We start from the raw sequence: 18,771 nt of genomic DNA, 5'->3' as shown, positions 1-18,771 counted from the left end.
CTAAACTTGAGAATCATCGACAGCCATATCCATTTGGATAGGTATGAAGAAAGTGAGCAGAAGCAGATTCTAACTGATATGGACAAGGTTCATGTGGAATCGTTACTGACTGTTTCCATGAATTTGACTTCTTCCATTAACAATTATCAGCTTTCACGCAAAGATTCACGAATTAAGCCTGCCTTCGGTTTTCATCCAGAGCAGCCCTTACCGAGTAATGAAGAAGTGGACGAATTATTGAACTGGATAAGGGTACATGTGCACAATATGTTTGCTATAGGTGAGGTTGGGCTGCCCTATTACTTAAGGCAGGAAAATCCCGATATTGATCACTCAGCGTATATAGAGATACTGGAGAGGTTCCTGGCTTTAGCTAAAGAGGTTGAAAAGCCGGTTATTCTTCATGCCGTCCATGATGATGCACCTATCGTTTGCGATCTTTTGGAAAAACATCAAATCACAAAGGCACACTTTCATTGGTTTAAAGGTGATATCAGGACAATCGAACGAATGGCCGAAAAGGGCTACAGCATTTCGATTACACCTGATGTTTGTTATGAGAGGGAAATACAGGAATTGGTTTCGGCATACCCACTTAAGCTGATGATGATTGAAACGGATGGTCCATGGCCATTTGAAGGGGTTTTCAAAGGGAAATGGACCCATCCCGGCATGATGCATGACAGTGTGCGTCAAATCGCTTCTGTTAAAAGATTGCCTATTGAGGATGTCTATGAAATCCTTTATCAAAATACCAAAGATTTTTATCATATATAAAGGTACCGGATATCATAATCCGGTACCTTTAGTTCGTTATAGAAAGGTCCTTTTAACCTTTTCCCAAAAGGAATTGTCTTTTAGCTTTACGGTCTTGATGACTTTACCGCTTAACCGGACCTTTACCTTTTCGACATGGTTGATGCTTAATGCTTCATTGTCCATTCCGATGATCGGATAGCTTGGCCCGTTTTGTTCAAGGTGGACGGTCAACGTCTTGTCCCCGCTTAGGATGAATGAAGAACCCAGGGTCCGATAGGTATTGTTATTGATGGAAGCAAGCTCACTCACTTGAAAGCAAGGGAGAAGGGGATCCACAACGGCCCCATTGACCGATTTATTATAGGCGGTGCTTCCGGTCGGAGTCGCAATGATGATTCCGTCCCCGCGAAAAGTTTCAAAATGGAGTTGATCAATGAAAATATCCATGATGAACGTTTTGGTGATGGAAGACCGGATACTTAGTTCATTGAGGGCATAAAAGGAGGGCTGTTCGTCCAATTGGATTTCGATGGTTGGATATTTACGTACCTCGATTTGCTCTCTTGTCATGGCATCGATCATTTTATCCGTGTCTTCCAAGTGGAAATCGCAATACATATTCAAGTTGCCTGTGGTGGATATGCCCGCATATAAACAGTCATCCCTGAATCCAGTTTTACGGGCTGCCTGTAAGAATGTGCCGTCATCACCGATGCTTACGATGATATTCGCTTTTGTGAAATCTTGGATGACTTCATACGAATGTTGCTTCGCCAAGCCTGATAAGTATTCGACCTTGTTAAGCATCTCTGCATTCGGAGCATGGAAAAAATAGATATTCCTTCGAGTGTTCATCATGTTCCCCCCTAGTATGAATAGTGATGAAAAGGCTTACTTTTCCCTCGACAAAAAGCGGAAGTACAAAAGCGGATACACACTTCGTACACGTTTATATGATTTATTTTAGCATGGAATGAAGCACTTTTGTTATTCCTTTGAGGAAGGGTATCGAAGAGAAAAAGGACACTCTTGCATGAATAAACGATGCTATTTTTTTTTTAGCCATGAGGGAGCAAACTTTTCTGCATCTATGAATTGTAACTTGAAAATAATATTTTTTCGCTGTATATAATGTTTCCCCCCCAGTATGTGCAGCGATGAAAGGGCATACTTTTTCCTGTTTAGGTAAATGCAAATCATGCAAAATGCACCAATTCATTTCCAATTTGAGGATTATTTGCTACAATTTTATATGTCTTGTTTTATCATGGAATGAAACATTTTTGTATGCAGTTCGTATGGTAAGAAGGATACATATATTTAAGGGGGAAAACAGATGAATGGAAAGCGTTGGGCAGCACTTGGAATTGCAGCCGTTTTATTTTTTGTTTCCGTTGCTGTAGGGGCGGCTACGACTCTATTTACAGCGGATACGGAAAATATCATTGATGGATTATTTGCTTCCGAAAGTGCATTTTACGAGGAAGTCATAGAAGGCGATGATTTAACTAATGTCATTGCCGTATTTGATGTAGAGGGCACGATTCAAGATACAGGAGAAGCTTCATTACTTAGTTCAACAACATATAATCACCGTGCCTTCATGGATAAGTTGAAGATGGCAGAGGAAAATGATGATATCAAAGGAATCATACTAAGGGTGAATTCGCCAGGCGGCGGAGTCGTCGAAAGTGCGGAGATCTATGACAAGATCCTTGATATTAAAAAAGTGAAAAAACCTGTATATGTTTCAATGGGGTCGGTGGCGGCTTCCGGTGGATATTATATTTCTGCACCAGCCGATAAGATTTACGCTAGCCCAGAAACGATGACAGGTTCACTTGGTGTCATCATGCAGGGGTATAATTACGAAAAGTTAGCCAAGAAGTATGGTGTTGAGTTCGAAACCATCAAAAGCGGACCACACAAAGATATAATGAGTCCGACCCGGGAAATGACTGGAGATGAACGTGAAATCCTCCAAGACATGATTGATAATTCTTATGATCAATTTGTAAAAATCATTGCAGACGGACGCGGTATGACAGAGAAGGAAGTAAGGGAAATCGCCGATGGCCGCATCTATGATGGGCGTCAGGCTAAAGAAAACCATCTAATAGATGATTTCGGCCATTTGGATGATGTAATTGCCGCGATGAAAACGGATATCGGTAATAAAGATGCACAAGTTATCCGTTATACAGATGAGGCAGGTTTCGGTTCATTATTCAGTATGGGAGCGCAAAAAATGTTGGGAAATGATGTGGAAACGGCAGTCTTGACAAAAATCCTTTCCTCTTCAAATTCTCCACGCTTAATGTATTTGTATGCGGAATAGGGGGAATGAAGGATGACGGAACGAAATGAAAACAATGAACAAATCGCTTCATCCAATCTAATGGCAGATCAAGGGGTTCCCGTTCAGCAGGAATTTACACCGGCCAAGAAGGCAGTGGATGATGGCGAAGTCACGAAAGTGCATTTTGCTGGTTTTTGGATGAGGTTTTGGGCCTATTTAGCCGATCTGTTGGTTATCGGAAGTTTGAACCGGATTTTAATTCATCCCATCTTCAAGTTTTATGAAGGGACAGATGATCTTTGGTTTTCCGCAGAGGGTTTCTTAACAGGGATCGTATTTTTCTTATACTTTGTTTTGATGACCAAATTCTTGAACCAAACCCTTGGCAAGATGATTTTTGGACTGAAAGTCGTTGCATTGAAGGAAGGGGCAAAAACCATTACATGGGGTACGGTATTGTTCAGGGAGTTGATTGGCCGCTATATTTCAAAAGTCACTTGGATTGGCTATCTCTTGGCAGGCCTATTACCGAAGAAACAGGCTTTGCATGATGTTTTTGCTGACACGGGTGTTGTTTTGATCAGAAGGTGATTATCTTCCATTAATAAATCTGTAAGAGCGGATTTTCGCTTTTGCAGGTTTATTTTTTTTGCATATGCCGATAATGATAGCTTGAAGGGGTGTGGGTGCATGAAGTGGCTTTTGTTGATTATGGGTATCCTCATTTTGGTGCTGCTTATTGTTGTTTTTACTAAAGTAAGAGTGTCCATCGACTACAAACGTGTCCAAACGAATGACCAAATACATATTAAATTATCAGCTTGGTATGGGCTTTTTCATTATACATTCAAGGTTCCGGTCATCAAAATGGAAGATGACTCGGCAACTGTAGTAGTAAAGGAAGAGCAAGAAATGAACGGAAAAACCAAAAAGGAAGAAAAGAAAAAAATCACACCCGAAGATTTGCGTGATGGATTCGCCGACAGTCTGGAAATGCTTCAGCATATTGTCGGATTTCATAGGATCGTCCGTCAATTCGCAGGGAAAGTCCAAGTCAAAAAGTTCACCTGGCATAGTATGGTCGGTACTAAAAACGCTGCACACACCGGTGTTTTAACAGGAGCATGCTGGGCACTTAAAGGTTCAATCATCGGTTTGCTGACAACCTATTTCAACTTCCGGATCATGCCCTCCTATTCCATTACACCCGACTTTCAGAGATGGCAGGCCAATACGGCGATTTCCTGCATATTACAATTTAGAATCGGGCAGGCTATGGTGACTGGAATAAAACTGCTTCGTTATTGGAAAGGCGGAAAGCCGCGTTTCAAGTCCAGGAAATTAGCGAAGCTATCAGGTGATTCCAATAAACAATCGTTCTAGAGTGGAGGAATTTAAATGTCAGATCATCCGATCCAAGGTTTAATGAAAGAAGCGATGGAAAATCTGAAAGAAATGGTCGATGTGAACACGATCATCGGAGATCCGGTGGAAACTCCTGATGGAAGTGTCATTTTAACCGTATCCAAAGTTGGATTTGGTTTTGCAGCCGGTGGCAGCGAATTTGTTATGGATGGAAACCATCAAGGTCAGCAAGGTGATTCAAAGCAGCCTTTTGGAGGCGGTAGCGGCGGTGGGGTTTCCATAACACCAATTGCCTTTTTGATTGTCGGTTCCCATGGCGTGAAAATGATTCATCTGGATGAAGGGACGCACCTTCTCGAAAAAATGATGGATTTAGCTCCACAAGTCGTCGATAAGATTCAGTCCATGCTATCCAAGAAAGACAGTAATCAAAATCAAGGCAGTAATCAAGGTAGCAGTCAACCAGCTGTAAAGAGGTACCAAGAACCTAAACAGGATATAGATTTCTAACAGCGACTCGGCATCCGCCGAGTTTTCTTTTTTGCTGCAGTCTGCATTACACCATAAAAAGCTTGGATGTCATTGCAAGCACCATTCACATTTCCCAATTCAATTAATTGCAAAATTCCGGTAAAACAAATATTATTATGCTTGTACATATAGCAGAAAAGGGAGGAATTATTAATGGCTTCAGTTACATTTAAAAACAACCCGATTACTTTAGTGGGATCAGAACTAAAAGTTGGGGACAAAGCACCTGATTTTACAGTATTGGCTAATGACTTATCGCCGGTTACATTAAGCGACTCCAAAGGTTCTGTCCGCATTATCAGCGTAGTTCCATCCGTGGATACTGGTGTATGTGATGCACAGACACGTAAATTCAATGAAGAAGCGGCAAAATTGGATAATGTGAAAGTACTGACGATCAGCAACGATCTTCCTTTCGCGCAAAAACGCTGGTGTGCTGCCAGTGGCTTGGACAATGTTCAAGTTCTTTCCGATCACCGTGACCTTTCATTCGGTGAAGCCTATGGAGTTGTCATGCAAGAACTTCGTCTATTGGCACGCTCTGTATTCGTTGTGAACAGCAACGATGAAATCACATATGTAGAATATGTTGGTGAAGGTACTAACCATCCAAATTACGAGGGTGCAATCGAAGCGGCTAAAGCAGCAAAATAAGATGCAAATTAGTAGAAACCGGGCGCAATGTGCCCGGTTTTTTGTTTTTAAGAGTGCATTGTGTTGTATTATTTTTTGACAGGTTCCTTTTATTATATGCTGGATTTTGTTATGGCTCCAAAATCGGACCATTTAGTGGTAAAACAATCTTGCCAGACCACTCTTGACCATTAGGTGTACCAACTTTTATGTCAATTTCATTAGGCCACGACGGCATTTGTCTTTGATGAGGTCCTGGAAAAAACCCCGCTTGTTGCCCTGCTCGAAATCCTTCTCGATACCCTTGTCGATACCCTTGCCGAAATCCTTGTCTAAAACCTTGTTGAAATCCTTGTTGTTGCCTGTTGAATTCATCTGCTGACTGTGTATCATGTTCCTGATTTATCGGATTAACCGGCCCATGATAGTATTGATATTCATTATCCATATGATCACCACCTCCTGTATGGTATTCTGTTTGGGAATTCATTGAGCCTTTCCAAGTAATAAAAAATACAGGGCAACAACCCTGTATTTCAGTTTGTAGACAAAAGGGCTTCGGAAAACGTAACTGTGATAAAATGATGTTCCCGAACCAACTGACCCAAAGCAATATCTTCAACTCCTCGGGTATGGTTTATATCTAAATTTTATAACAAAGTTGATTGGAGAGGAGGCTCCCAGGCCGCCCGCGGAAAGCGAGTGCCTGGAGCGGAAATCAACGTCCAAATTGTACACCCTGTATTTCATTTACCTTTTAATTACTCATGGTTAAAAATTTTGAAAAAAGTGGCGCGCGAGAGATTCCTTATATCCGGACTTTCATATAGGAAAACAGTACGTTAAACAAACGAAGGTTGATAAGTAGGGCGTCCGGCTTGTATCTCTTTCTTCTTACCTTTAAAATAGGGACAGAAGAAAACAGGAGGAATAAATAAGTGAAGTCTACCCCAGTTGAACAATTATTTTATGAATTTGATGAAACAGCCCAAATATTGCAAAGTGAACTATCATGTACGTATCTGGATGCCCTAGGTGAAACGGGCGAGAATTTCTTCCAAGGGAAAGTCCTGCAGGAGGAAATCAGTGAAGTATCGAAGAAAAGGTTAGTGAAGCATTATGCAGATTTTTCACCTGAGAAATATGAGAAGGAAGCAATTCGTAAAGCGTACCAGCTTGCTATTTTAAAAGGCATGCAGCAGAGTGTTCAACCGAATCATCATATGACCCCGGATGCAGTCGGCATGTTCGTCAGCTATTTAGTCGGTAAATTCACCAAGGATCAAAAAGAGTTAGTCATGCTCGATCCGGCCATCGGAACGGGGAACTTACTATTTGCGATCTTGAATCAACTTACAGATAAAAGCATCGCATCATATGGTGTCGAGATTGATGAAACCTTGATCAGGCTTGCTTATGCAGGTGCCAACCTGCAAGAACATCCGGTGCAATTTTTCAACCAGGACAGCTTGGAGCCGCTTTTCATCGATCCTTCGGATGTTGTGGTCAGTGATTTGCCGATTGGTTATTACCCGAATGATGTGCGTTCAGCTGAATATGAATTGAAGGCCGATAATGGACATTCGTATGCACACCATTTGTTTATTGAGCAAAGTGTTAAACATGTCAAGGATGGCGGACACCTATTCTTCATTGTCCCGAATAACTTGTTCGTCTCGGAGGAAGCGCCGAAACTCAATGATTTCCTGAAGAAGCATACACATATCCAAGGGATGGTGCAACTGCCGCTTTCCATGTTTAAAAGTGAAGCGGCTGCGAAAAGCATCCTGATCCTTCAAAAGAAAAAAGAGGGTATCGAAGCCCCGAAGAAGGCACTGCTCGTACAACTTCCGAAGCTTTCGGATTTTGAAGCGACAAGGTCTGTCATGCAACAGATGGATGACTGGTTTAAAGAGGAAAAATAGTCAATGAAAGCTGATGCCATAGGCATTGGCTTTCATTTTTTTTTTGAAAAAGTGTTTTTTTCATTTTTCATTATATTTGGTTGAATCCACTTGCCATGATAAGATTGTACAATACACTGCACGGTCGTTGGAATGAACAATGGAAGTACTATCTTAGAGTAAAGGAGCAGGATGGATGTCAAAAATCATGGCTATTAATGCTGGCAGCTCATCATTGAAGTTTCAACTTTTTGAGATGCCAAGTGAAAACGTAATTACCAAGGTTCTTGTAGAACGGATCGGCTTGAAAAATTCCACATTCACTTTGAGCGTCGAAGGCGAAAATGTATCTGAAACGGTGCATATACCCAATCATGATGTGGCTGTAAGGCTTTTGTTGAAAAAGCTGATTGACCATCGCATCATTGACTCCTTTGAAGAGATAGATGGCGTAGGGCATCGGGTTGTGCATGGTGGTGAGGTGTTCAGTGACTCCGTCTTGATTACGGAGGACGTAATCAAGGAAATCGAAAAGCTTTCCGAGTTGGCACCCCTTCATAATCCCGCCAATATCACTGGAATCAAAGCCTTCAGGCAAATACTTGGTGATGTTCCTGCGGTTGCCGTATTCGATACTGCTTTTCATCAAACGATGGAAGCGGGTTCATATTTGTACAGCTTACCCTTTGAATATTATGAAAACTATGGAATAAGGAAGTATGGGTTTCATGGCACTTCTCATAAATATGTGTCGCAGCGGGCTGCCGAAATGATTGGCCGCCCAATAGAACAGCTTCGCTTGTTATCCTGCCATTTAGGGAATGGTGCAAGCATTACTGCCATAAAGGGCGGTAAATCGATTGATACATCAATGGGATTTACACCATTGGCGGGTGTTACAATGGGAACGCGTTCAGGCAACATTGACCCTGCGCTGATTCCTTATATCATGGAGAAGACGGGAAAAACAGCAGATGAAGTGTTGGATGTCCTGAATAAGAAAAGCGGAATCCTAGCCCTTTCAGGATTTTCCAGCGACCTGCGCGATATTCAGGTTGAAGCGGATAAAGGCAATGAGCGTGCTGAACTCGCACTTGAAGTGTTTGCAGATCGGATTCATAAGTACATAGGCTCCTATTCAGCTAAAATGGGAGGTGTGGACGGCATCATTTTTACAGCGGGCATCGGTGAAAACAGTCAAACCATTAGGGGGAAAATCTTGGAGGGACTTGAATTCATGGGGGTATATTGGGATAAGGATCTCAATCGCACTTCGGGTAAGGAAGCGTTCATCAATACACCTTATTCCCCCGTGAAAGTTATGGTCATCCCAACTAATGAAGAAATCATGATTGTCAGGGATACCATGAAAATAGCTTTGGAAAACATGACTTCCTGATTTTTTTATTAGGATCTCCTTACCTATCAATCCTCTGGTAAGGGGGTCTTTTCTATGAATGCGGCGATTCAAATGATTTCACCCCCAATAGCCGTCCTCTTATGGCTTTTCTTTATGGATATCTTTCATGAAACCCATCCTCTTGAACTCTGGATCCCCATCATCTATTCTTGAAAAGCCGTCCTCTATGGTATACTTAAGGGAGAATCCACCAATTCTGTACATAGGAGGCTTGATGCATGGAATTCACGAATCGGGAAATGGAAATTTGGAATGAAATTAGTGAATGGCAGGAAAATCTTTATCAGTATGAGCCAACGGATCTGGCTGCATTGTATGATAAATGGTTAGAGCAGGGGTTTGCCCTGCTTCCGGAAAACGTCCAACAACAGTTTTTTGAAAAGCTGGATACCTGGCTTTTTCATTTGCATGCCATGGTTCAGAGCTCACAAGTTCAAATAGATGCAAGAGAGCGGACTTTAGCATCTGCGCGTGTGTTTAATGAAGATATCGAAACGCTGAGTGACTTGAATCTCTTATCGATCGATCAGTTGAATTACATAGCCAACCAGCATATCGCTAAGCATCGCTTATATTCATTTGCACAAGGTGGGATAAGCGGATCAGGAGGCCTTCTCCTGCTAGGGAGTGATATTCCGGCCATGACGGTCATCAATGTCAGGACGGTACAGCTGATTGCGATGTCTTATGGTGTTGAGGTGAATACACCTTTTGAAATGATGATGGCTCTTAAGGTATTCAATGCAGGAGCGATGCCAAAGAGACTCCAAGGAATAGCCTGGGAAGAATTGATTCGGGAAGTCCAGAACGCAGAAGATGACTATTTTTATTTAGGAATCGAGGAACTAACGAATCCAAGCTGGATGGAACAGCCGCTGAAGCAGCTGATGAAAGCCGTATCCATTACTGTCTTTCGAAAAAAACTGTTTCGGGGCATACCGTTCATCAGCATGGCCATCGGGGCTGGGTCCAATTATCAAATGACCCGGAGTGTCAGTGGATTTGCCCAGAAATTCTATCAATATAGGTATTTACAGGAGAAGAAGGCTGATGAATAATGAGTGTCAAGAATCATAAAAAAGCCATCACGGAGGCAGTTCGCTGCAAGGTGATAACCGTTAGCGATACGCGTAATGAAGAAACGGATAAAAGCGGAGCACTGATGATGGAATTATTGAAAACGAATGGGCATGAAGTTACGGAATATGAAATAGTAAAAGATGAGCGGGAAGCGATTCAAGATGCGGTCACTTCTGGCTGCCAAAGCAGTAAGGTCGATGTCATCTTAACAAATGGAGGCACTGGCATTGCTAAAAGGGATGTAACAATCGAGGCGGTCAAAGAATTGATGACCAAGGAAATTCCCGGTTTTGGCGAGATTTTCCGAATGCTCAGCTATCAAGAGGATATCGGTTCGGCCGCCATTCTATCCAGGGCTAATGCCGGAGTCGTGAACAACAAAGCGGTTTTTTCCACCCCAGGCTCATCAGGGGCGGTTCGGCTTGCAATGAATAAATTGATTCTCCCGGAATTGGGACATGTCGTTGGTGAACTTCGGAAGGATTTATAAGAGGGATGCAAAAAAAGCCACAGTTTTAAACTGTGGCTTTTTTTGCATGGAATAGGCCTTAATTATGCATCTTTTCACTCACGGCTTGATTGGCACGATACCAAAGCCATAAATCATTGATGATGGAAGCCAGTTCGGCAATTTCGGAATTGAGCTGGCATGATTTGGTGAAATTACTCTCATCGGAGAGCTGAAACTGCTTTCGGTTAATGGTGGATTCCAGTTCCTTGATGCGGTCGGGGATGCTCCCCCGGATATTCTCCCAATGTACGAGTATTTGCTGTTGCTCGCCTTTTGTATATTCATCCCACTCCAGGTTGAAATCAGGAATGGGGATGCCAAGCCGTTCATCATAAGTAAATAGTTCTTTCATATTCCCTCCATTATTCGATTATTAATACTCCTAGTTTACTATATTCTTGCGTAAGCATCCAATGTGTGAATTCCCTTAAAATATTAACGGATTTTTTAGCGAAATCTTTAAAATACCCCTTGTATTCCTTTAATAAAGATGATAAAGTACTAATCATAGATTGAATAAAAATAACAAACGATGAATTTTTATTCATACGAAAGGACGATGAAAATGAAAAATCAAAAAGTTGTTTTAGCATATTCCGGAGGTTTGGATACTTCCGTTGCAATTAAATGGTTACAAGATCAAGGGTACGAAGTTGTGGCATGCTGCTTGGATGTCGGTGAAGGGAAAGATTTGGACTTCATTAAAGAAAAAGCGATCACTGTCGGTGCGGTAAGTTCTTATGTAATTGATGCGAAGGACGAATTCGCTGATGAATACGCGTTGATGGCTCTTCAGGCACATACTTTGTATGAAGGGAAATATCCTTTGGTATCAGCTTTATCACGTCCGCTGATCGCTAAGAAATTAGTGGAAGTGGCTGAAGCGGAAAACGCGGTAGCCGTTGCGCACGGTTGTACGGGAAAAGGAAATGACCAAGTGCGTTTCGAAGTATCCATCTCGGCATTGAATCCTAATTTACAAGTTCTTGCACCTGTTCGTGACTGGAAATGGTCCCGTGAAGAGGAGATTGAATATGCAGCGAAAAATGGCATTCCTGTTCCGATCGGCTTGGCAAGTCCATTCTCGATTGACCAAAACCTTTGGGGAAGAAGTAACGAATGTGGAATCCTGGAAGATCCATGGGCAGCTCCACCGGAAGAAGCGTATGATTTGACTGCAAGCCTTGAAACTGCGCCAGATACTGCTGATATCATTGAAATTGGTTTTGAACAAGGTGTGCCGGTTACATTGAATGACAAAAACTATAAATTGGCTGACTTGATTGTTGAACTGAATCAAATTGCCGGTAAACACGGAGTTGGACGTATCGACCACGTGGAAAATAGATTAGTAGGAATCAAATCACGTGAAGTCTATGAAGCACCCGGTGCGATGACATTGATAGCTGCACATAAGGAACTTGAAGATATCACGCTTGTAAAAGAATTGGCTCACTTCAAACCGGTGATCGAGAAGAAAATGACTGAATTGATATATGAAGGACTTTGGTTCTCCCCGCTTCAAAAAGCATTGGCTGCTTTCCTGAAAGAAACACAAGTGAATGTAACTGGTACAGTCCGTGTGAAACTATTCAAAGGTCATGCGATTGTTGAAGGAAGAAAATCAGAGTACTCCCTATATGACGAAAAATTGGCTACCTATACAAAAGCTGACGAATTCGATCATGATGCAGCAGTTGGTTTCATTAAGTTATGGGGACTTCCAACGAAAGTGAACAGCATGGTCAATAGCAAGAAGGTGACAGTGTGAGCAGCAAGCTTTGGGGAGGAAGATTCACGAAATCTGCCGAAGAATGGGTAGATGAATTTGGAGCTTCCATTTCCTTTGATCAGGAACTTGTGCTTGAAGATATTCAAGGGAGTTTAGCTCATGTAACCATGTTAAAGCAATGCAGCATTTTACCTGAAGAAGATGCTGATCAGATCATTGCAGGTCTGAAAAGTTTACAGGGAAAAGCTGAGAAGGGTGAATTGACTTTTAAGGTTGAGATGGAAGATATCCATCTTAACCTGGAAAGTATGCTCATAAGCGAAATCGGTCCAGTTGGCGGAAAGCTTCATACAGGAAGAAGTCGTAATGACCAAGTTGCAACCGATCTTCATCTGTATATGCGGAATCAAACGAAAGTGATTCTGGAGCTCATCAATGACCTGCAAATAGCGATTTTGGGACAATCCAAGAAAAATGTGGAAACGCTAATTCCAGGTTATACACATTTGCAGCGTGCACAGCCCATTTCATTTGCCCACCATTTAATGGCTTATTTTTGGATGCTTGAGCGTGATAAGCAGCGCTTCACCGAGAGTTTCAAAAGGATCAATGTTTCTCCATTGGGTGCTGGGGCATTAGCTGGGACGACTTTCCCGATTGACCGTGCGCTCAGTGCCGAGCTATTGGGGTTTGACGGAATTTACGAAAACAGCCTTGATGCGGTAAGTGATCGTGACTTTGCCATTGAATTCATGAGCAACAGTGCGACGATGATGATGCATTTATCCCGTTTCAGCGAAGAAATCATCCTTTGGTCAAGCCAGGAATTCCAATTCGTTGAATTGGATGATGCGTTTTCAACGGGAAGCAGCATCATGCCGCAAAAGAAAAACCCTGATATGGCGGAATTGATCCGTGGTAAAACAGGACGGGTTTATGGTAATTTAACGGGGTTATTGACTGTTTTGAAAGGACTGCCGCTTGCTTATAACAAAGATATGCAAGAAGATAAAGAAGGCGTTTTTGATACGGTTAAGACCATTGTTGGTTCACTTAAAATATTTGCCGGCATGATTTCGACAATGAAAGTGAAAACGGACGTCATGGAAAAAGCAACAAGAAATGACTTCTCGAATGCGACGGAATTAGCTGATTACCTAGCTTCAAAGGGAATGCCTTTCCGTAAGGCGCACGAAGTGGTCGGGAAACTTGTATTGTTCTGTGTCCAGAAGGGCTGCTATTTAGTGGACCTAAGCATTGAACAATTCCAGGAAGCTTCCGAGTTGTTTGAACAAGATATTTACGATGCATTAAACCCATACGAAGCCGTTAAACGCCGTAACAGTGCGGGCGGTACAGGTTTTGCCCAAGTGTTGCTCGCGATTGAAAAAGCGGAAAAACTTGTAAGTGAATAATCATAAAAAGCTCGTTCACCAATTTGGCGAACGAGCTTTTTTTATGATTATTTTTTACAATTCGTACGCACGACCATTACATCACAGTTTGAATGGCGAACGATGCCTTCCGACACGCTGCCGATAAGGAAACGTTCGACTGCGTTAAGGCCTGTTGCACCGCAAACAATTAAATCGATAGAATGTTTTTTCGCTAAATCCCTTGGAATTTGAACTTTAGGAGAACCATATGCAACTTCTGTTTGGACCTTTGCAATCCCGGATGCAATGGCTTCCGTTTTATACTTGTCCAATAGCTCATTGGCAAAGGTTTCAGAGTGATCACGGATAGTCATATCATAAGCTTCGACAGTGGGGAAATTCCTTGTATCCACGATATGTGTGAGCACAAGGGTAGCGTCACTGAGTTTTGCTAAATAGATTGCCTTTTTTAAGGCCCACTCTGCTTCTTCCGAACCGTCCACTGCTACAAGAATATTTTTATAATCTATACTATTCAAGTGAATCTCCTCCTTCTATTTAATTCCTATTATACAATGATTTACCTAATGGATCTGATTTCAATTGTAACAAATTAGCGAATGTTTTAGCCAATGATTCTGAAATCGTAAAATGAAAAAACTGATTCCAACCTTATTATTATGATGAAAAGATAAGTACAATCATTGCATGAACCGAACCACGCATCTTATTCACCTTATTTCTTCATTTATGGTAATCTTTAGTGCGAGAGGGGAGTTTTTTTCTTTGAGTGTTTCAAGAATATTAAACTATGCATTATATTTGTACGTACTTTTGTATGCTTTGATCTATTTCATTTATATTTTTTACATCAATGCTGTACATGCTTCGATCAGTTTAATGAGTATATCAGCACTGCTGCTTCCATTTGTTCTTTTACTATTTTTTCAATGGATTTCATGGAAATATACAGATCAGCATAATAAAAGGAAAATCAAAATTAGATTTATAGTCCTATCAAGCCTTGGCTTTTCTCTTCTATTTTATAGTGTGGTTATGTTAGGGGTAAATGAATATGAATCAAGGTTCACCACTGAAAGATGGTTGAATGATGATGAAGGAAGAGTATATCTGGTTGATGACTTAATGAATGAACATGAATTGATAGGCAAGACAAAAGAAGAAGTGACCACGCTTTTAGGGCCCCCAACAGAAACGGAATATTTTAAAGAGAAAGATAATGTTGTTTTTTATCTTGGTGCCGAGAGGGGAATCATAAGAATGGATAGTGAATGGCTGGTCATTTGGTTTGACGGCAGTGATAAAGCAGTGAAGCTTGAACTGCGGACAGATTAGTTGAAATGAATTTTGAATAAATACCCCCGTCTTAAATGAAGGCGGGGGTATCCGGGTTTCGTTACATAAAATGGGTAAATGCGTGATCACTTTATGATTTGCAGGCTCTTCGGGAATTTGGTCAAAATCTCACACCCAGTATCGGTGATCAATAGATCATCTTCAATCCTGACGCCTGCAACATTCGGAACATATATGCCCGGTTCGATCGTATAAACCATTCCGGATTGAAGCTCGAGGGAATTCGTTTCAGTCAAGGATGGGTATTCATGGACGCTGATCCCAAGTCCGTGGCCGAGCCTGTGCGGGAAGAATTCACCATATCCTTTATCCCTGATGATGTTTCTGGCAGTCAAGTCTATCTCGGAACAGGATACACCAGGTTTACTGGCTCTAACGGCAGCTTCTTGTGCCTTAAGTACAGTTTCATATATTTCTGCCTGTTTATCATTGATATCTCCGTAAGCGACCGTTCTAGTGATGTCAGAGCAGTATCCTTCATGAACGACGCCCAGGTCAAAAAGGACAAGGTCACCGCGCTGAACTTTCGTATTCCCAGGTGTGCCATGTGGGGAAGCACCATTTTTACCGGTCAGGACCATGGTGGAGAAAGACATTTGGCTGACTCCGGCCTTTTTCAATTCGAATTCTATCGCTGCGAGGATTTCCATTTCCGTTTTACCTTCATGAATTTCGCTGACACCCACTTCAATCGCAAAGTCGGCAAGGCGGCAAGCTTCACGGATTTTGACCATTTCATCTTCCGATTTGATCATTCGCATCCTTTGAAGTTTTTCTTCTGCGGAAACGAGCTTTGGTGCTCCGAAGTATTGTTGGACCTTTTCATAGCGTTCTACATTCATATGCTCTTTTTCAATGGCCATTGTATTAATGGTTAACCCGCGATTCCCCACTGCTTGCTTAACTTTTTCCCATGGATTTTCAATGTCGGTGTAACCGATGATATCTCCAGCCCATCCAGCCTGTTTAGCATCCGGAACTTCCATCTGCGGGCAGACAAGGATTGGGTCGGCATTTGCAAAAATGGCAAGTGCTAGCAGTCTTTCGTGAGGATCACTAAAAAAACCGCTCAAATAGAAGATGCTCTCTGTAGATGTAAGTAAAGCGGCTTCCGTTTCATTGGCCTGTAGCCAATTTTGTAGTTCTCTCAAACTTTCATTCATGACGATACCTCCATTAATAAGATATAATTACCTTAGCAATATTTATAAGTATAGTAAATGGGAAAGGCCTGATAAGGCCATTTAAAAAGTGAGTAAGGGAAGGGAGCATCAAAAATGAAAGTATCTTTTCATGGACATGCAGTTGTAAAAGTCGAAACGAATGGTAAAACGATTTTATTCGATCCGTTCATTACTGGAAACGCTTTGACCGATTTGAAGGTTGAAGATGTGAAACCGGATGTGATCATCTTAACGCATGGTCATAATGACCACGTCGGTGACACGGTTGAATTGGCCAAGAGGCATGATGCACTTGTCATTGGCATAGCAGAGATTGCCGACTACCTGGGTGCTCAAGGGATTAGGACTCACGGGATGAGCATCGGCGGAGCTTTTGAATTTGAATTTGGAAAAGTGAAATTGACGCCTGCTTTCCATGGAACGGGATTCGTTAACGGGGATGGACAAATCGTTTATTTGGGAATGCCTGCTGGCGTGTTGCTTACGATAGAAGGGAAAACGATCTATCATGCGGGGGATACATCTGTATATTCCGATATGAAACTGATCGGGGAGCGACATCCGATTGACTTGGCATTTTTGCCAATCGGCGACAATTACACCATGGGGCCGGAAGATGCCGCACTTGCAGCGAAATTCCTTCAGGCCAAACAAGTCGTGCCGATTCATTACAATACTTTCCCTGTCATCAAACAGGATCCTAACAAATTCATCGACCTGCTTGAAGAGGGAAATGGATTGATCATGGAAGCCGGAGATGAAATAGAATTTTAATAAGAGCGGGAGCCGCAGGGGCTTCCGTTTTTTATGTGGATTGTATGGGGATAGCCGACTGAAATGACGGATTTCCCTTTAGCATTTGCCTTCTACGCAGATGATTCCCAGCGATAGGAAAGTAAAGTCTCGTTCAGCAGCCAAGTCTTTTTTCCTTTCACAGGCATAAAATGAATAGATGAGAAAAAAGGGGGGATTGGATGAAACAGAGGTTATTACTGTGTTTGCTTTTATGCGGTGTGATGCTGTATTATGCCGTGCCGCGCTTGTCGTTGGAAAGTGGCGGTCTGGAGAGTCTGTTTGCTGGGTCCTGGCTGTTGTTTGCCTTGTTGGCGGTGGCTGGCAACTTGACGGGGATACTATATTCCCCGAAAAAACAAAAGGTAAATCGCCTGCCGGAATACAAAAGGTTGCGCCAATACTAGTAGTTGTTTGATAAACTAGGCTCTTTGACCTTATAATGGGGAATAGGAATACCGTGAAAAGGGTGAAGCGCTTGGCTACAAAGCATGAACAAATATTAAAACATATCGATGGGCTCCCTGTTGGCGAGAAGATTTCCGTCCGTCAAATTGCGAAAGCATTGAATGTTAGTGAAGGTACGGCATATCGGGCAATTAAAGAGGCGGAGAACCAGGGCTACGTAAGCTCGATTGAGCGGGTAGGCACGATTCGTATTGAGAAAAAGAAAAAAGAGAATATTGAAAAGCTCACTTTCGCAGAGGTAGTTAATATCGTCGACGGACAAGTTCTTGGTGGGAAAACGGGACTTCATAAGACTTTAAATAAATTCGTCATCGGGGCGATGAAGCTGGATGCCATGATGAGATATACGGGTGCAGGCAATCTGCTGATCGTCGGGAACCGTACCCAGGCCCATGAGCACGCGTTAAAAGCGGGTGCAGCGGTGCTGGTTACCGGGGGATTCGATACGGAAGAGCCCGTTAAAAGGTTAGCCGATGAATTGGAGATGCCAGTCATTTCAACGAGTTACGATACCTTTACCGTCGCAACGATGATCAATCGGGCGATCTATGACCAATTGATCAAAAAGGAGATCTTGCTCGTGGAGGATATTTTGACACCCGTACAGGAAACGACCTTTTTAACAGTGGGTGACCGGGTCCAGACTTGGCATGAACTGAACCAGGAATCCGGGCATAGCCGTTTCCCTGTTGTCGATGACAATATGAAGGTTCAAGGAATGGTCACATCAAAAGATATCATGGGTCAGGAAGAGTTGACGCTCATTGATAAGGTGATGACGAAAAACCCGATGACCGTAGGCGATAAAATGAGTGTTGCATCTTCTGCACATATGATGGTTTGGGAAGGCATTGAGTTGATTCCTGTGGTGAATGACAGTCATATCCTGAAGGGAATCGTGAGCAGGCAGGATGTGCTGAAGGCCCTGCAAATGAGTCAAAGGCAGCCTCAGGTCGGCGAAACGATCGACGATACGATCACGAGTCAGCTTGTGATGACTTCAAATCGTGGCAAGGGCGAGGAAGTGTATAACTATGGCGTCACTCCGCAGATGACCAATTACCTTGGAACCATTTCAAGCGGTGTGTTCACGACATTGGTTACGGACTCAGCGAACAGGGCACTCCGAGGCTATAAGCGCGGTGACTTGGTCGTGGAAAATATGACGATTTATTTCATCAAGCCAGTCCAGATTGACAGTACGCTTGAAATCCATCCGCGTGTCCTTGATGTAGGACGTAAATTCGGAAAAGTGGATGTCGAGGTGTTTAACCAAGGCAAACTAGTCGGCAAGGCGATGTTAACTTGCCAATTGCTTGATAGATCATGAAAAAAATCAA

The 18,771-nt window shown here is 42.5% G+C and carries 21 protein-coding genes; 16 read left to right on the top strand and 5 right to left on the bottom strand.

What is annotated here, in order from left to right; translation table 11 throughout:
- Nucleotides 1-6 precede the first annotated feature (6 nt).
- Nucleotides 7-777 (top strand): TatD family hydrolase, encoded by a 771-nt coding sequence (locus QUF78_RS20035; RefSeq protein WP_289326024.1) that lies wholly within the window; start codon nt 7-9, stop codon nt 775-777.
- 36 nt (nt 778-813) lie between these two features.
- On the opposite strand, the gene QUF78_RS20030 is transcribed toward QUF78_RS20035, so the two are convergent.
- Nucleotides 814-1,614 (bottom strand): NAD kinase, encoded by an 801-nt coding sequence (locus tag QUF78_RS20030; protein WP_289326023.1) that lies wholly within the window; start codon nt 1,612-1,614, stop codon nt 814-816.
- Between the two features lie 481 nt (nt 1,615-2,095).
- Between QUF78_RS20030 and sppA the strand changes: the two genes are divergently transcribed.
- From sppA to tpx, 5 genes are all read left to right on the top strand, one after another.
- Nucleotides 2,096-3,097: a signal peptide peptidase SppA gene (gene sppA / locus QUF78_RS20025; protein ID WP_289326022.1), complete on the top strand. Its 1,002-nt coding sequence runs from the start codon at nt 2,096-2,098 to the stop codon at nt 3,095-3,097.
- A 12-nt stretch (nt 3,098-3,109) separates the two neighbouring features.
- Nucleotides 3,110-3,649, top strand: coding sequence for an RDD family protein (locus tag QUF78_RS20020; protein WP_289326021.1), 540 nt, complete (start codon nt 3,110-3,112; stop codon nt 3,647-3,649).
- A gap of 99 nt (nt 3,650-3,748) precedes the next feature.
- Nucleotides 3,749-4,441, top strand: coding sequence for a DUF2953 domain-containing protein (locus QUF78_RS20015; RefSeq protein ID WP_289326020.1), 693 nt, complete (start codon nt 3,749-3,751; stop codon nt 4,439-4,441).
- Nucleotides 4,442-4,456: 15 nt separating this feature from the next.
- Nucleotides 4,457-4,933, top strand: coding sequence for a GerW family sporulation protein (gene ytfJ / locus QUF78_RS20010; RefSeq protein ID WP_289326019.1), 477 nt, complete (start codon nt 4,457-4,459; stop codon nt 4,931-4,933).
- A gap of 174 nt (nt 4,934-5,107) precedes the next feature.
- Nucleotides 5,108-5,608, top strand: a complete 501-nt coding sequence (gene tpx / locus QUF78_RS20005) for a thiol peroxidase (RefSeq protein ID WP_289326018.1) — start codon at nt 5,108-5,110, stop codon at nt 5,606-5,608.
- Nucleotides 5,609-5,717: 109 nt separating this feature from the next.
- On the opposite strand, the gene QUF78_RS20000 is transcribed toward tpx, so the two are convergent.
- Nucleotides 5,718-6,035, bottom strand: coding sequence for a hypothetical protein (locus QUF78_RS20000; protein ID WP_289326017.1), 318 nt, complete (start codon nt 6,033-6,035; stop codon nt 5,718-5,720).
- 490 nt (nt 6,036-6,525) lie between these two features.
- On the opposite strand from QUF78_RS20000, the gene QUF78_RS19995 reads away from it, so the two are divergent.
- From QUF78_RS19995 to QUF78_RS19980, 4 genes are all read left to right on the top strand, one after another.
- On the top strand, nt 6,526-7,512 hold the full coding sequence (locus QUF78_RS19995; RefSeq protein ID WP_289326016.1) for a class I SAM-dependent methyltransferase: 987 nt from the start codon (nt 6,526-6,528) through the stop codon (nt 7,510-7,512).
- Between the two features lie 175 nt (nt 7,513-7,687).
- Nucleotides 7,688-8,890: an acetate kinase gene (locus tag QUF78_RS19990; protein WP_289326015.1), complete on the top strand. Its 1,203-nt coding sequence runs from the start codon at nt 7,688-7,690 to the stop codon at nt 8,888-8,890.
- Nucleotides 8,891-9,129: 239 nt separating this feature from the next.
- Nucleotides 9,130-9,969, top strand: a complete 840-nt coding sequence (locus QUF78_RS19985; protein ID WP_289326014.1) for an EcsC family protein — start codon at nt 9,130-9,132, stop codon at nt 9,967-9,969.
- Nucleotides 9,969-10,481: a MogA/MoaB family molybdenum cofactor biosynthesis protein gene (locus QUF78_RS19980; protein WP_289315362.1), complete on the top strand. Its 513-nt coding sequence runs from the start codon at nt 9,969-9,971 to the stop codon at nt 10,479-10,481. Before QUF78_RS19985 ends, QUF78_RS19980 begins: the two co-directional genes overlap by 1 nt.
- Before the next feature lie 58 nt (nt 10,482-10,539).
- Here QUF78_RS19980 and QUF78_RS19975 read toward each other — a convergent pair whose 3' ends face one another.
- Nucleotides 10,540-10,854, bottom strand: coding sequence for a hypothetical protein (locus tag QUF78_RS19975; RefSeq protein ID WP_289326013.1), 315 nt, complete (start codon nt 10,852-10,854; stop codon nt 10,540-10,542).
- A gap of 213 nt (nt 10,855-11,067) precedes the next feature.
- On the opposite strand from QUF78_RS19975, the gene QUF78_RS19970 reads away from it, so the two are divergent.
- Nucleotides 11,068-12,273, top strand: a complete 1,206-nt coding sequence (locus tag QUF78_RS19970; RefSeq protein WP_289326012.1) for an argininosuccinate synthase — start codon at nt 11,068-11,070, stop codon at nt 12,271-12,273.
- Nucleotides 12,270-13,649 carry an argininosuccinate lyase gene (gene argH / locus QUF78_RS19965; RefSeq protein WP_289326011.1) on the top strand — a complete coding sequence of 460 codons (1,380 nt, stop codon included), beginning with the start codon at nt 12,270-12,272 and terminating at the stop codon, nt 13,647-13,649. The genes QUF78_RS19970 and argH overlap by 4 nt, the downstream gene beginning before the upstream one ends.
- 47 nt (nt 13,650-13,696) lie before the next feature.
- On the opposite strand, the gene QUF78_RS19960 is transcribed toward argH, so the two are convergent.
- On the bottom strand, nt 13,697-14,149 hold the full coding sequence (locus QUF78_RS19960; RefSeq protein WP_370016042.1) for a universal stress protein: 453 nt from the start codon (nt 14,147-14,149) through the stop codon (nt 13,697-13,699).
- A 247-nt stretch (nt 14,150-14,396) separates the two neighbouring features.
- Between QUF78_RS19960 and QUF78_RS19955 the strand changes: the two genes are divergently transcribed.
- Nucleotides 14,397-14,966, top strand: coding sequence for a hypothetical protein (locus tag QUF78_RS19955; protein ID WP_289326010.1), 570 nt, complete (start codon nt 14,397-14,399; stop codon nt 14,964-14,966).
- 86 nt (nt 14,967-15,052) lie between these two features.
- Here the strand turns inward: QUF78_RS19955 and QUF78_RS19950 are convergent, their stop codons facing one another.
- Complete coding sequence (locus QUF78_RS19950) at nt 15,053-16,150, bottom strand: M24 family metallopeptidase (RefSeq protein ID WP_289326009.1); 1,098 nt, start codon at nt 16,148-16,150, stop codon at nt 15,053-15,055.
- A 114-nt stretch (nt 16,151-16,264) separates the two neighbouring features.
- On the opposite strand from QUF78_RS19950, the gene QUF78_RS19945 reads away from it, so the two are divergent.
- From QUF78_RS19945 to QUF78_RS19935, 3 genes are all read left to right on the top strand, one after another.
- Complete coding sequence (locus QUF78_RS19945) at nt 16,265-16,945, top strand: metal-dependent hydrolase (protein WP_289326008.1); 681 nt, start codon at nt 16,265-16,267, stop codon at nt 16,943-16,945.
- A gap of 196 nt (nt 16,946-17,141) precedes the next feature.
- Nucleotides 17,142-17,381: a hypothetical protein gene (locus QUF78_RS19940; protein ID WP_353957919.1), complete on the top strand. Its 240-nt coding sequence runs from the start codon at nt 17,142-17,144 to the stop codon at nt 17,379-17,381.
- Nucleotides 17,382-17,441: 60 nt separating this feature from the next.
- Nucleotides 17,442-18,761: a DRTGG domain-containing protein gene (locus QUF78_RS19935; protein ID WP_289326007.1), complete on the top strand. Its 1,320-nt coding sequence runs from the start codon at nt 17,442-17,444 to the stop codon at nt 18,759-18,761.
- Nucleotides 18,762-18,771 lie beyond the last annotated feature (10 nt).

The sequence above is a fragment of the Peribacillus sp. ACCC06369 genome (assembly GCF_030348945.1).
Taxonomy (GTDB): Bacteria; Bacillota; Bacilli; order Bacillales; family DSM-1321; genus Peribacillus.
This window is presented reverse-complemented; position numbering and strand designations above follow the sequence as displayed.